Origin of the sequence: Flavobacterium sp. LS1P28 (assembly GCF_003970335.1) — a bacterium.
Classification (GTDB): domain Bacteria; phylum Bacteroidota; class Bacteroidia; order Flavobacteriales; family Flavobacteriaceae; genus Flavobacterium.
In genome coordinates this window covers 104,869-118,291 of record NZ_RYDI01000005.1, presented here as the reverse complement: position 1 = coordinate 118,291, position 13,423 = coordinate 104,869, and the positions used below count along the sequence as shown (strand labels likewise).

12 protein-coding genes are annotated in these 13,423 nt (G+C 33.1%); 6 read left to right on the top strand and 6 right to left on the bottom strand.

Translation table 11 applies throughout. The features are described 5' to 3' along the window. The first annotated feature begins 55 nt into the window (after positions 1-55). The 6 genes from EKL97_RS06270 (at position 56) to EKL97_RS06245 (ending at position 6,298) form a co-directional block, all read left to right on the top strand. A complete protein-coding gene (locus EKL97_RS06270; RefSeq protein WP_126462905.1) occupies positions 56-1,276 on the top strand; it encodes a DUF1015 domain-containing protein in 1,221 nt (406 codons plus the stop codon). A 23-nt stretch (positions 1,277-1,299) separates the two neighbouring features. Continuing rightward, positions 1,300-1,953 (top strand): YggS family pyridoxal phosphate-dependent enzyme, encoded by a 654-nt coding sequence (locus EKL97_RS06265; protein WP_126553643.1) that lies wholly within the window; start codon positions 1,300-1,302, stop codon positions 1,951-1,953. A 118-nt stretch (positions 1,954-2,071) separates the two neighbouring features. Further along, a complete protein-coding gene (locus tag EKL97_RS06260; RefSeq protein WP_126564225.1) occupies positions 2,072-3,433 on the top strand; it encodes an exonuclease domain-containing protein in 1,362 nt (453 codons plus the stop codon). A 27-nt stretch (positions 3,434-3,460) separates the two neighbouring features. After that, on the top strand, positions 3,461-4,291 hold the full coding sequence (locus EKL97_RS06255; protein WP_126553639.1) for an ion transporter: 831 nt from the start codon (positions 3,461-3,463) through the stop codon (positions 4,289-4,291). Positions 4,292-4,449: 158 nt separating this feature from the next. Next, complete coding sequence (gene miaA, locus EKL97_RS06250) at positions 4,450-5,367, top strand: tRNA (adenosine(37)-N6)-dimethylallyltransferase MiaA (RefSeq protein ID WP_126462916.1); 918 nt, start codon at positions 4,450-4,452, stop codon at positions 5,365-5,367. Positions 5,368-5,557: 190 nt separating this feature from the next. Continuing rightward, positions 5,558-6,298 (top strand): acyl-[acyl-carrier-protein] thioesterase, encoded by a 741-nt coding sequence (locus tag EKL97_RS06245; protein ID WP_126462918.1) that lies wholly within the window; start codon positions 5,558-5,560, stop codon positions 6,296-6,298. Positions 6,299-6,346: 48 nt separating this feature from the next. On the opposite strand, the gene EKL97_RS06240 is transcribed toward EKL97_RS06245, so the two are convergent. From EKL97_RS06240 to recN, 6 genes are all read right to left on the bottom strand, one after another. Continuing rightward, positions 6,347-7,063: a response regulator transcription factor gene (locus EKL97_RS06240; RefSeq protein WP_126452426.1), complete on the bottom strand. Its 717-nt coding sequence runs from the start codon at positions 7,061-7,063 to the stop codon at positions 6,347-6,349. Positions 7,064-7,066: 3 nt separating this feature from the next. Beyond that, complete coding sequence (locus EKL97_RS06235; protein WP_126462919.1) at positions 7,067-8,650, bottom strand: sensor histidine kinase; 1,584 nt, start codon at positions 8,648-8,650, stop codon at positions 7,067-7,069. Between the two features lie 71 nt (positions 8,651-8,721). Then, positions 8,722-9,306 carry a dephospho-CoA kinase gene (coaE, locus tag EKL97_RS06230; protein ID WP_126568468.1) on the bottom strand — a complete coding sequence of 195 codons (585 nt, stop codon included), beginning with the start codon at positions 9,304-9,306 and terminating at the stop codon, positions 8,722-8,724. A gap of 1 nt (position 9,307) precedes the next feature. Continuing rightward, positions 9,308-10,309, bottom strand: a complete 1,002-nt coding sequence (locus EKL97_RS06225) for a glycosyltransferase (protein WP_126452432.1) — start codon at positions 10,307-10,309, stop codon at positions 9,308-9,310. Between the two features lie 128 nt (positions 10,310-10,437). Further along, positions 10,438-11,628, bottom strand: a complete 1,191-nt coding sequence (gene fabV, locus EKL97_RS06220; RefSeq protein ID WP_126462923.1) for an enoyl-ACP reductase FabV — start codon at positions 11,626-11,628, stop codon at positions 10,438-10,440. A gap of 109 nt (positions 11,629-11,737) precedes the next feature. Continuing rightward, positions 11,738-13,390, bottom strand: coding sequence for a DNA repair protein RecN (recN, locus tag EKL97_RS06215; RefSeq protein WP_126568467.1), 1,653 nt, complete (start codon positions 13,388-13,390; stop codon positions 11,738-11,740). Positions 13,391-13,423 lie beyond the last annotated feature (33 nt).

The following is a 13,423-nucleotide window of genomic DNA, read 5'->3' as shown; positions in this document are numbered from 1 at the left end:
CTAAAGTTAATACCTTTAAATTCTCAGATTTTCACTTTTCACTTTTTATATTATTATGGCTAAAATTGTCCCTTTCAAAGCTGTTCGTCCCACTCGTGATAAGGTTTGCCTTGTTACTTGCCGTTCGTATGAAGAATATGTAAATGCGGAATTAGCGGCGCAATTGGATTTCAATCCGTTGTCTTTTTTGCACATACTAAAACCTGCTTACACCAATCAGGAAACTGTTTCTTTTGAAAAAAGATACCGCCAAGTACATCAAAAATATGAGGATTTCAAAAATGAAATAATTTTAGTAAAAGACAAAAAACCCGCGATTTATATTCATAAAATTGTAACTAAAAAGCACTCTTTTACCGGAATTATCGTAGGTACTAGTGTAGCTGATTATTGCAACAATATCATCAAAAAACACGAAGATATTATCGCTTTCAGAGTCCGATTATTAAAAGACTACATGAAATATTCTGAGTTCAATACGGAACCGGTTTTGATGACCTATCCGGATAATAAAACGATTGAAAACTGGATTTTTAATTGTACCCAAAAATTAGCCGATTTTGAGTTTTCAACCACCAAAAAAGAAATTCACTACTTATGGAAAATTGAAGATGCGTTAGAAATCAATTGGCTTCAGAACATTTTTGAAAAAACAGATAGTCTTTATATTGCAGATGGCCATCACCGTACCGAAGCCTTAAAATTATTATCCGAGGAAAATGATGATCCAGACAACGCAGCCAAAAATCATATTCTGAGCTATTTAATTTCTGAAAACAATGTCAAAATATATGAATTCAATCGCTTGGTAAAAGATTTAAACGGTTTCTCGAAAGAAAATTTGATAAAGGAATTAGAAAAGAATTTCATTGTTACAAACAAATTTCAGCAGCCTTTTCAGCCTTCTCAAAAGCATCAATTCGGAATGTATCTGGACAATGAATTTTATAGCTTAATTTTACGAAAAGAAAATGAAGTTTTCTTAACGGCTTTGGATAGTTTAGACACACAAATTTTATACAAAAAAGTGTTATTGCCTATTCTTGCCATCGAAGATTTACGCAATGATGAGCGAATAGAATACCTTTCAGGAAAACAATCCGTATTGGAAGTAAAAAACAAAATTGATCAAGGAGAATTTGAAATCGGTTTCATATTATTTCCATCCAATATTGGAGAAATAAAAGCCTTGGCCGATGCCAATTTAATAATGCCTCCAAAAAGTACGTATATTGAACCAAAGTTTAGAAGCGGATTAGTCGTGTATGAACTTTAACACATTAAAATTTAAACATTAAAATGCCAATAAAAAATAATTTACTCCAAATAAAATCCACTTTACCGGAACATATAACCTTAGTTGCGGTTTCAAAGACCAAACCTGTTTCGGATTTAATGGAAGGGTATGAGGCCGGTCAACGCATTTTTGGAGAAAATAAAATCCAGGAAATGGCGGAGAAATGGGAACAAATGCCCAAAGATATTCAATGGCACATGATAGGCCATGTTCAGACCAATAAAGTCAAATTTATGGCGCCATTTGTGAGCTTGATTCACGGTGTGGATAGTTTGAAATTGCTACAGGAAATCAACAAACAAGCACTAAAAAGCAATAGAATTATTGATTGTTTATTACAAATGCATATTGCCGAAGAAGAAACTAAATTTGGTCTTGACCAAGAAGAACTTGCTTCACTCCTATCCTCAAACGAATTCCAGGAATTGAAAAACATTAGAATCGTTGGATTAATGGGAATGGCAACTTTTACAGACAAGAAAGATCAAATCAAGAAAGAATTCACCCATCTGAAATCTATTTTTGATCAATTCAAAATTCAAAATTCACAATTTACCATTCTTTCTATGGGAATGTCCGGTGATTATCAACTTGCAATTGAATGCGGAAGTACGATGGTTCGCATTGGAAGTAGTATCTTTGGAGGAAGAAATTGACTTTTGATTTGAGATTAACGAATATTGACCCGAGCGGTAGCGAACTGGCGAAGCATTTCAGATTTAAAAATCTCTACTTCAAAACTGAATACTAAAAACTGAACACTGAATACTTATTTTGTACGCAATACTAGACATAGAAACCACTGGAGGACAATTCAACGAAGAGGGAATCACTGAAATCGCTATCTATAAATTTGATGGACATGAGGTCGTGGATCAGTTCATTAGTTTGGTAAATCCGGAAATCCCAATTCAACCTTTTGTAGTTAAACTTACCGGTATTAATAATGCCATGTTGCAATCTGCTCCCAAGTTTTTTGAAGTAGCAAAACGCATCATCGAAATGACAAACGATTGTATTATCGTGGCTCATAATGCTTCTTTTGATTACAGAATCTTACGAACCGAATTCAGACGATTAGGATACGATTTTGAAGCCAGAACACTTTGTACGGTTGAATTATCAAAAAAATTATTGCCGGAACAACCGTCCCATAGCCTAGGAAAACTCGTTCGTGCGCTTGGAATCCCAATGGCAGACCGCCACAGAGCCAGTGGTGATGCTTTAGCAACAGTCAAATTATTCAAAATTCTTTTAGAAAAAGATTTAGAGAAAGAAATTGTAAAAGATTTTATAAAGCTGGAAATCGAAAAAGGAATCGCTCCAAAATTACTGGATATTGTGTCCGGATTACCAGCAAAAACAGGTGTCTATTACATTCATAATGAGAAAGGAAATCTAATTTACATTGGCAAAAGCCGAAACATAAAAAAACGAATCAATCAGCATTTTACAGGAACTTCTACAAAATGCAAGAAAATTCAAGCAGAAGTGTTTTCCGTAACCTATGATGAAACCGGAAGTGAATTGATCGCATTATTAAAAGAAAGCGAGGAAATAAAAATCAATAAACCCATATATAACAGAGCACAGCGAAAAAGTATTTTTCAACTGGCACTCTATGCTGAAAAAGATAAAAATGGGTATCTCAACCTAAAGCTTCAAAAAGCAGATGGACGCAAAAAAGAAATCACATCCTTTTCCTCCCTGCAAGAGGGTAAAAACGCATTATTCAGAATTACTTCTCATTATAATTTATGTCAAAAACTAACTGGTTTGTATGTTTCTAAAACCAACTGTTTTCAATACACTATAAAAGAATGTGACGGCGCTTGTATTAGCAAAGTTTCACCTGAAGAATACAATATCAGAGTTCTTACTTTTGTCGATAAAAATAGTTTCGAAAATCAAAATATGATATTGATTGACAAAGGCAGAACCATCAGCGAAAGATCTGCCGTTTTGATCGAAAACGGAATTTACAAAGGCTATGCTTTTTATGATTTAAATTATCAAATCAACAATATCGAAATACTGAGAAACATCCTCATTCCGATGCAAAATAACCGGGACACTAAAAATATTATCCAAGGGCACATACGAAGCAATAAAACCTTGAAAACGTTAAAATTCTAATCGTATGCTATCAATCCATCCATAATTATGCACCGAATAAAGTCAAAATTTGACACTTTCAGACAAAAAACCAATGTCATTATTTATGGCACAAATACGGCTTCCGGGCGCATGTTTGACCTAGTACTTTTAGGAGTAATTTTGTTAAGTGTTGTAATTGTGATGCTTGAAACCGTAAAAGGTTTCGATACAAAATACCACCAAGAACTCATTATCCTAGAGTGGGTCATTACGATTTTCTTTACCTTAGAATACATTCTTCGAATTATATCTATAAAAAAACCTGTCAAATACGTTCTCAGTTTCTATGGAATCATTGATTTGATTGCCACTTTACCTATGTATTTGTCCTTGTTTTATTTTGGAACAAGCGTTTTAACTGTGGTAAGGGCTTTGAGATTACTGCGATTGTTCAAAATATTGAAACATCCAAAATTCTCCAGTCAATCCACTCACTTAAAAGAAGCGCTAATTGCCAGTAGAGGAAAAATATTAATTTTTATCTATTTCATGTTGATCAGCAGCATCCTGATAGGCTCCGTTATGTATGTGGTAGAGGGTAAAGAAAGCGGTTTTACCAGCATTCCCACCAGCATTTATTGGACCATTGTAACACTCACAACCGTTGGCTACGGTGACATATCGCCCATCACACCATTAGGCCAAGCTATAGCATCAGTAGTAATGATCATGGGATATGGAATAATAGCCGTTCCTACGGGTATCGTTTCAGCTGAATTTGCAAACAGCAACCGTAAAAAACCAAGAGCCGAAAGAATTAATCCATGCACCGTTTGCGGAACTGACGGTCATGAATATAATGCAAAATACTGCTACCATTGTGGCACCGAATTATAATTTATTAATTTGAAGCAATTCCAGCTGTACACTGCAACTCCTCGTTATTCCAGTTGTTTTTCTAAGGCTTAAAAGGAGCTTCCTCCGGTCGCTCTTTTACACCAAGAAAAAAAACTGCAATACCTCCGGGGTTTCCGTTTCCATCTGGGCTAAAAACTATGAAATACCTAATCACCATTATCGGACCCACAGCGATAGGAAAAACTTCCTTGAGCATCATTTTGGCTAATTATTTTAAATGCGATATCCTGTCATGTGACAGCCGACAGTTTTTCAAGGAAATGACCATCGGAACCGCAGTTCCAAACCAAGCCGAGCTAGCAACAGCTACCCATCATTTCATCCAAAACAAATCCATATTCGAGAATTATACCGTAGGTGATTTCGAGAAAGAAGCCATTGCAAAACTGGACGAATTATTTCTGACCAATGATTATGCTATACTAGTTGGTGGTTCGGGATTATATGTAGACGCAATCCTAAAAGGTTTTGATGAATTTCCAGAAATAGACCCTACAGTTCGCTCAGCAATAACACTGAATTATGAAAAACTGGGAATTGGGTATTTGCAACAAAAACTCGAAGTTTTAGATCCTAATTATTACAAAACTTTGACTGTCGAGAATTCTCAAACCTTACAAAATCCACAACGTATGATGCGTTTCGTAGAAGTATGTATTGGTGCCGGAAAACCATATTCTTCTTTTTTAAATCAAAAGCAAAACAGTCGCAACTTCACTCCTATTTTAATTGGTTTAGAAGCCGACAGAAAGGGTATCTATAACCGAATTAATCAACGTGTAGATGCCATGATGAACGAGGGTTTATTAGCGGAAGCAAAAACGTTATTCCAGAATAAAGAATTGAACGCCTTGCAAACAGTGGGTTACAGAGAACTATTCCGTTATTTTGACAGGGAAATTTCATTAGAATTTGCCATTGAAGAAATAAAGAAAAATACCCGCCGATTCTCAAAACGTCAACTCACTTGGTTCAAAAAAAATGAAAACACCAAATGGTTTGATTTTGAAACTCCGTATGAAACGATTGTGAAGTACATCAATTCAAAAAAATAAAAATATCATTATTGACGACGATCAAAAAAATTTAACCACTAATTCGCTAATAAAAAACCTATACTTCGAATATAATTAGCGGTCATTATTATTATTTATAAAATGTTTTGTTTTAACAATCCCTATAAACAAAAGAAGTACAACAAAAAAGCCTTTTTAAACCCATTACTAATAATTACAATCTATAAATATGCCCATTTCACCTAACTTCACATCTATTCTTAGCAAAGACTGGGAAATCAATTTTACACAATGTGCTCCAAACGGGTTTTTAAAATACACTGATTTGTGTTCTATATTACAATTAACAGCAGCTGCACATTCAGAAATTGGTGGAATCAGTTTTACGGACATGCAGGAATTTAATCAAGCGTGGGTTTTGAGCAGAATGCGTGTTGAAGTTACTAAATTACCTAAATCCGGAGATGTCGTAACGGTAAAAACCTGGATCAATTCCTTAGAGAATTCCCGTTCAGTACGGGCGCTGGAAATGCATGTAAATGGAGAAAAAATTGTGGGCTCAGAGACTTTCTGGGCTGTATTCAATACTAAAAAAAGACGGCCGGAAGCATTGGCGTTGCCGTTCGAGCATTTTGAAGTATATCCAGAAAAAAAAGCTACTCATGAAGGTTTTTCTAAAATTAATTTCAATCAGGAGAAAGAAATAGTTTTTGAAAAAACCATTTTCTTATCGGATTTAGACATTGTAAATCATGTTAATAATGTCAAATATCTGGAATGGTGTTTGGATCTGGTTGATGAAAAACTAATCCTGAATCAGGAAATTATTAGTTTCGAAATGAATTTCCTAAAAGAATTATCTCTAAAGGATAACGTAATTATTCATGAAACTATTTCTAAAAATGAAACTATTTTTAGTATTACAAAAGAAGAAAAAACCAATTTCGCTTTGCAATTAAACTGGAAATAAATATTTTTAAAATAAAAAAAGCCTCAATTTCTTGAGGCTTATAGCTACTTATTCTGCTACTTTATTTTTTACAACTAATCTAAATCCTTCTCCGTGGATATTCAAAATTTCAACATCTTCATCCAGTTTAAGGTATTTCCTCAGTTTTGCTATATAAACATCCATACTTCTGGATGTAAAGTAATTATCATCTCTCCATATTTTTGTCAAGGCTAATTCTCTTGGCATCAAATCATTTTCATGAAGAATCAACATCTTCAACAAATCATTTTCTTTTGGAGATAATTTAATTGGCTCTTCAGTATTAAAAGTTAAAAAACGAAGTTTTGAATTTAAATAAAACTTCCCAATATTAAATTCAAATTGTACTTGTTCTGCTCTGGTATCTGATGATTTTCTTTGAATTATCGCTTTGATTTTCATCAACAATACTTCTGAATCAAAAGGTTTATTTAAGTAATCATCCGCACCCGCTTTGTAGCCTTTCAACACATCCTCTTTCATCGATTTTGCAGTTAAAAAGATAATTGGAACTTCGTTGTTTTTTTCTCTGATTTCTTTTGCTAAAGTATAACCATCTTTGTAAGGCATCATTACATCCAGAATACACAAATCATAAGTATCTTTTTTAAATTTTTCGAAACCTTCCATTCCATTTTTGGCTAAAGTGACGTCAAAATCATTTAGCATTAAATAATCTTTCAAAACCGCACCAAAATTCAGGTCATCTTCCACTAAAAGTATTTTCTTATTTACATTTTCCATATTCTAATTTATTAATGGTAATTTTATTATGAAGGTACTCCCTTTTCCCTTTTCACTTTCTACATATACTTGACCGTTGTGGTCATCTACAATTCTTTTTACATACGCTAAACCTAATCCATGCCCTTTGACATTATGAATGTCGCCGGTATGTTCTCTATAAAATTTTTCAAAAATTCTTTTTTGAGCTATTTTACTCATTCCTAAACCGTTATCTTTAACTTTGATAATAACCATATCTTTTACATTTTCAGTAAAAATGTCTATTTCTGGCACATTAGGTGAATATTTTATAGCATTTTCTAAAATATTGACAATCACATTGGTAAAATGAACATCGTTGAGTAATACGGTAGTTCTTAAAGCGCCAAAGTGACTTCTAATGGTTCCTTCTCTATCTTCTAAAATTAGATTTACATGTTCAATAGCATCATTTATAATGTCATGTACATTGAGCGTCTCTTTGATAATGTCCAGTTCTTTCTTTTCTAGTTTAGAAATTCTTAATACATTCTCTACCTGGGCGTGCATGCGTTTATTCTCGTCTTTAATCATCTGAAGGTATCGTAAAACCTTCTCCTTATCATCTATTATTTTTGGATTTCGTATCGCATCTAATGCTAAATTAATTGTGGCTATTGGAGTTTTAAACTCGTGCGTCATGTTATTAATAAAATCATTTTTAATTTCAGAAATTTGACGTTGCCGGATCAATTGATTCAATGCACTTGAATACGCAATCAAAATAATTAGAGTAAAAACAATTGAAAGTACGGTAATACTTACGAGTTCCGACAATAAAAATTTCTTTTTAAGCGGAAATGTAACCAACAAATCATACTTACTGCTTCCTTCATTATCAATAAATACCGGAATAGAATAGGTAGCATCTTTATCATATTTAAACTCGCTTGATTTGATTTTAGTCGCTAAATTATTGCTGTAAATACCAAATTCAAATTTTGTTTCAATACCGTGTTCTTCTAATTCTTTCTTGATTAATTTTTGTAAAACACTGCTCGAAACACGTTCCTCAAGCGGCATTGCTGACAATACATCTTTTGCTGAAATTTTAAAAAGAGCATTGTCTAAAATATCTAAATTTCCTTCTTTTTCAATTCTAATATCTGGAATCAAACTTTGATTCCCACCTAATTTGTCAATAGAATTATTGTTATACACTTCTGTAACGCGTTTAGAACTAAAATTCTTGAATTTTTCACTATCAAATTTCTTATCAAAGAACGTAGGAGAAATATTGTAATTCTCAGAAATTATACTGTTTGAGTATATAATAGTTTCGTTTGTTCTTGGATTTTTCTGAACGTAATAAAACTCTAATATATCGTCCTTTTTAGGAACTTTTCCGGTACTATCCTTGTAATGATTTATTTTGTCATAAAAATTATACTCTTCTTGTTTTTGAAGATTATTCGCCACATTACCAATAACTTGCTTAACATGAAACTTAAATTGCTCATCATTATTTTTAAACGAGGTATTGAACCAATATACCTGAACTAAAATTATCCCTATTAAGGACAAGCTCATTAATAAAACAAGTAATCTAAAAAAAAGTTTATTCATCAAAACAAATTTAGTATTTTAACAATATATTAAATAATAGATTAACCAAACATTAACAACTATGCTTGTTTTTATACAATCTTTAATATTTTAAGAATTTCATTTGCCTCCTGCTTTGCTGTTTCAAGTGAAACATTATGAATAACAAAATCACTTTTGTCAATTCTCTGTTTATCAGTCCATTGTGAATTTATTCGTTTCAAAACAAGATCTCGGTTTGATTTATCTCTGGCAATTACCCTTTGAATTCTCAATTCTAACGGTGCTGCAACCGTTATAATAAAATCACAATCTTTATCACGTCCACTTTCAAATAAAATAGCCGCTTCATAGATAATAAACGGCGCCGTCTCTTGTTGTAAAATCCATTGATCAAAATGTTTTTTTACTGCCGGATGAATAATAGCATTGAGTTTTTCTAATCTTTCAGGTTCCTCAAATACGATTTTAGCTAATTTTTCTCTATTTAACAGGTTAATTTCAAAAACAGAACTCCCAAATTCGTTTTTTATGGCTTTTAAAATCACAGCAGATTCCATCATTTTTCTGGCCTCCGCATCCGCAATATAAACGGGAATCCCAAATGATTCAAAATATTTTGCAAGGGTAGTTTTGCCACTTCCTATGCCTCCGGTTAAACCAATGATTTTTGTCATCTTACACTTTAAAAAATAATTCTGGAAAAGCCTCTTGTGGTTTTTGCCTTAAAATAATAACTTTATAATAGGATTTTATGAAACCTAAACCGTAACCATAAAACTGTTTCCAAACCGCTATTAATGATAAATAACCTATTTTAAGGCTCTTATTCTGGTAAGAAGAGACCAAGAACAATACCAAAAAGTAAATAAAATACAACTGAAGCAGATAATCAAAATTAAAAATTAACAACAATACAATTGAAAAGAAAAATCCAATGATGAAAACCGAAGGAAAGAAAAAAGTAAGCTTATTGTATTTTGGATACCAACTGTTAAGAATTGGTCGTGCTTTTCCAAATTTATTTACCTGAGTTGAAAACTTATCCCAGTCGATTCTTCGTTTGTGATATACAAATGCTTGTGGGAAAAGTGTGGTTTCAAAACCTAAGTTCCACAAACGAATTGACAAATCAGGATCTTCTCCTGGATGAATATTTCCAAAACCTTTGGATGCTTCAAAAGCTTTGCGAGACAGCCCCATGTTAAAACTTCGGGGCTGAAACTTATCGATTTTTTCAGAACCGCCTCTAATTCCTCCTGTGGTTAAAAAAGAAGTCATTGCAAAATTAATTGCTTTTTGGATGTCTGAAAAACTATCTAAAGCCTTGTCCGGTCCTCCAAAACAGTCTACATAATTTTGCTTTAAAGCCGTATCAACTTCAGACAAGTACTGCTCAGGTATAATACAATCCGAATCAAAAATGATAAAGTAATCCCCTCTGGCTTTTTTCATTCCATAATTTCTGGAATCGCCAGGTCCTGAATTCTCTTTGTAATAATAGGAAATATCAAGTCTGTCTCCATATTTTTGAGCAACATCCTGACACACTAAAGCAGAACCGTCTTCTACGATTACAATTTCAAATATCTCTTTATAGGTTGTATGAGACAAACTTTCTAAAAGTTCATCTACTTCGTCTGGGCGATTGTAAACTGGGATTATTAAGGAAAATAACATAAATCAAAATGAGGTATTAGTAGTCTGTTTTTAGGTCTTTAAAATTTTAACAAATATAATGGTTATCCATAAAAAAACCATCAACTATTAATTGATGGTTTTATAAATACTATTTTAAGGTACAATAATTAAGAAATACTTTTAATGTTTACCACTTCGTTTGTATCCGCTTTGTAATCTACACCATCCACGTCAAAACCAAATAAATTGTAAAAATCTTTTCTGTATCCTACTAAATCTCCTATTTCGGATAAATTTTCAGTTACAGCCTCCATCCACAATTTAGCTACTTTTTCCTGAACATCAGGACGCATCTCTAAATCATCAATCCTAATTCTTCCTTTTTCGTCAACAGGAACTTCATTACCGGTAAACAATCGTTCTTGATACAAACGCTGAATTTGCTCAATACATCCTTCGTGTATACCTTCTTCCTTCATTATTCGATATAATAAAGAAATATACAATGGAATAACCGGAATTGCAGAACTTGCTTGTGTAACCAATGCCTTATTTACAGAAACAAATGCTTTCCCATCAATAGCTGCTAAACTGTCCGTGATTGCAAATGCAGTCGATTCAAGATGATCTTTGGCCCGACCAATTGTACCTTTTCTATAAACGGCTTCAGTCAATGATGGCCCAATATAGGAATAAGCAACAGTTGTAGCGCCTGGAGCTAATAGATTTTGAGCTTTTAGAGCATCAATCCACATCTCCCAATCTTCCCCGCCCATAACGGCGACTGTGTTTTCTATATCATCACCAGTGCAAGGCTCAATTGAAATTTCAGAAACTTTACCAGAATGAAAATCAACTGTTTTATTGGTAAAAGTACCACCAATTGGTTTCAAAACAGAACGATGCAATATTCCTGTTACAGGATGCATACGAACGGGAGAAGCTAAACTGTAGATTATTAAGTCCACTTGACCTAAATCAGCTTTTATAAGATCTAATGTTTGTTGCTTTACTTCATTCGAAAAAGCATCTCCATTGATACTTTTTGCATACAAACCTGCTTTATGCGCTTCATTTTCAAAAGCTGCAGAGTTGTACCAACCTGGTGAAGCTGTTTTTCCTTCAGAAGGAGCTTTTTCAAAAAATACACCAATAGTTGCTGCATTAGAACCAAAAGCACTTGTAATTCTGGAAGCCAAACCAAAACCGGTTGAAGCCCCAATTACTAATACATTTTTAGCTCCGTTGATTGCGCCTTTTGATTGTATGTATTCTATTTGATTTTTTACATTTTGCTCGCATCCTTTTGGGTGTGATGTCGTACAAATAAATCCTCTCATTCTAGGTTCTATAATCATAATTCTATTGTTTATTTGGTTAAACGTTTAATCGGTAATAGATTAAACACATAACTAAGTTTATCTTTATTTATTTATCTTTTTAAGTTGACAAATATAAGGCATTTCTTTAGTTCAACAAGGCTTTGGCATGATTTAAGGCTGAGTCGGAAACGATTGTTCCAGATAACATTTGCGCGATTTCAACCACTCTTTCTTCTCTACTTAATAATTTCAATTCAGATTGCGTATCCTCGCCAACAGTCGATTTAAACACTTTGAAATGAGCATTCCCTTTTGCCGCAATTTGGGGTAAATGCGTAATTGCAAAAATTTGCATTTGCTGACTCATTTCCTTCATAATTTCCCCCATTCTAATGGCTATTTCTCCGGAAACACCAGTGTCAATTTCATCAAAAATCAATGTTGGTAATTTTGAATAGTGTGCCAATATCGCCTTAACAGCAAGCATAATCCTTGACATTTCTCCACCAGAAGCTACTTTTTTTAACAAACCAAAATCCGTCCCTTTATTGGCCGAAAATAAAAACTGAAGCTCATCTTTTCCGTTTTGAAAATAGGTTTCAGTTGATTTTACATCCATTTTAAAGCGCACATTAGGCATTCCTAAAGTTTCTAAAATCGCAATCAACTTTTGGGATAAAACTGGAATCGAATTCAATCTATTCGTATGAATTGTAGTTGAAAAAACATCTAATTCAACGGTTTTTTGCTTTAGAGAAAGCGTCAGTGCAGCGATCTCTTCTTCCATATTTCCTAATTCTAATACTGAATTTTCTAGATTCATCTGAATTTGAAGTAGTTCATCCACAGATGACACCTGATGTTTCTTTTGCAAGGTAAAAATCACCTGAAGCTTTTGACTAATTAAATCCAATTGTTCCGGATCATTGATCAATTTTTCAGAACAACGATTCATTTCTTCCAAAACATCTTCAAATTCAATCGTTACGCTTGTAATTCTTTCTAACAAAGATTGGTAATCCGCTGAAAAAACAGCAATTTTTTGTAATGAAACCTTAATTTCATTCAAATTATGCATCACACCCATTTGTTCTTCATTGGCTATAGCCAAAGATTTATCAATAGATTCCTTGATAATTTCAACATTATTTAATTTTTCAAAATCAGCCTCAAGAGATTCTTGTTCACCTGATTTTAATTGCGCTGCTACCAATTCTTCCAATAAAAAAGTATTGTATTCCTGCTCTTTCTTAGATTCGCTTTGTCTTTTCAGTAACGAATTTAATTTGGATCTATCCGATTTATATTTTTTTAAAAGCGACTGATACTCCAGAATTATATTTTTATTTGTGGCAATAGCATCTATAATTTCAAACTGTACATTTTCATCCGAAAGTTCTTGAGTTTGTTGTTGCGAATGAATATCAATCAAGAATAAGCTCAATTCCTGCAATTCCTGAAGATTTACGGGGCTGTCATTAACAAACGCTCTTGATTTTCCTGAAGGCAGGATTTCGCGTCTAATTATAGTGTCATTTTCATAGTCTAAATCATTTGTTTCAAAAAAAGGAAGTAAATTATACTTAGAAATTTCAAAATGAGCCTCAATTATACACTTTTCTTCTTTGTTTTTTAGAGAAGTCAAATCGGCTCTTTTTCCTAAAACCAGCCCCAATGCACCTAAAATTATTGATTTTCCTGCACCAGTTTCTCCAGTGATTGTTGAGAAACCTTTTGAAAAATCGATTGTCAATTTTTCTATTAAAGCATAGTTTTTTATCGAAAGTGACGTTATCATTTATTTGTTTTTTTATTGGAACCGGCGATTAAA

What these genes read in the sequence shown, in the direction of transcription:
- EKL97_RS06235 (WP_126462919.1), bottom strand. Translation starts at nt 8,650, where the DNA reads ATGAATAAACTTTTTTTTAGATTACTTGTTTTATTAATGAGCTTGTCC.
- coaE (WP_126568468.1), bottom strand. Translation starts at nt 9,306, where the DNA reads ATGACAAAAATCATTGGTTTAACCGGAGGCATAGGAAGTGGCAAAACT.
- fabV (WP_126462923.1), bottom strand. Translation starts at nt 11,628, where the DNA reads ATGATTATAGAACCTAGAATGAGAGGATTTATTTGTACGACATCACAC.
- recN (WP_126568467.1), bottom strand. Translation starts at nt 13,390, where the DNA reads ATGATAACGTCACTTTCGATAAAAAACTATGCTTTAATAGAAAAATTG.
- EKL97_RS06225 (WP_126452432.1), bottom strand. Translation starts at nt 10,309, where the DNA reads ATGTTATTTTCCTTAATAATCCCAGTTTACAATCGCCCAGACGAAGTA.
- miaA (WP_126462916.1), top strand. Translation starts at nt 4,450, where the DNA reads ATGAAATACCTAATCACCATTATCGGACCCACAGCGATAGGAAAAACT.
- EKL97_RS06270 (WP_126462905.1), top strand. Translation starts at nt 56, where the DNA reads ATGGCTAAAATTGTCCCTTTCAAAGCTGTTCGTCCCACTCGTGATAAG.
- EKL97_RS06265 (WP_126553643.1), top strand. Translation starts at nt 1,300, where the DNA reads ATGCCAATAAAAAATAATTTACTCCAAATAAAATCCACTTTACCGGAA.
- EKL97_RS06255 (WP_126553639.1), top strand. Translation starts at nt 3,461, where the DNA reads ATGCACCGAATAAAGTCAAAATTTGACACTTTCAGACAAAAAACCAAT.
- EKL97_RS06245 (WP_126462918.1), top strand. Translation starts at nt 5,558, where the DNA reads ATGCCCATTTCACCTAACTTCACATCTATTCTTAGCAAAGACTGGGAA.
- EKL97_RS06240 (WP_126452426.1), bottom strand. Translation starts at nt 7,063, where the DNA reads ATGGAAAATGTAAATAAGAAAATACTTTTAGTGGAAGATGACCTGAAT.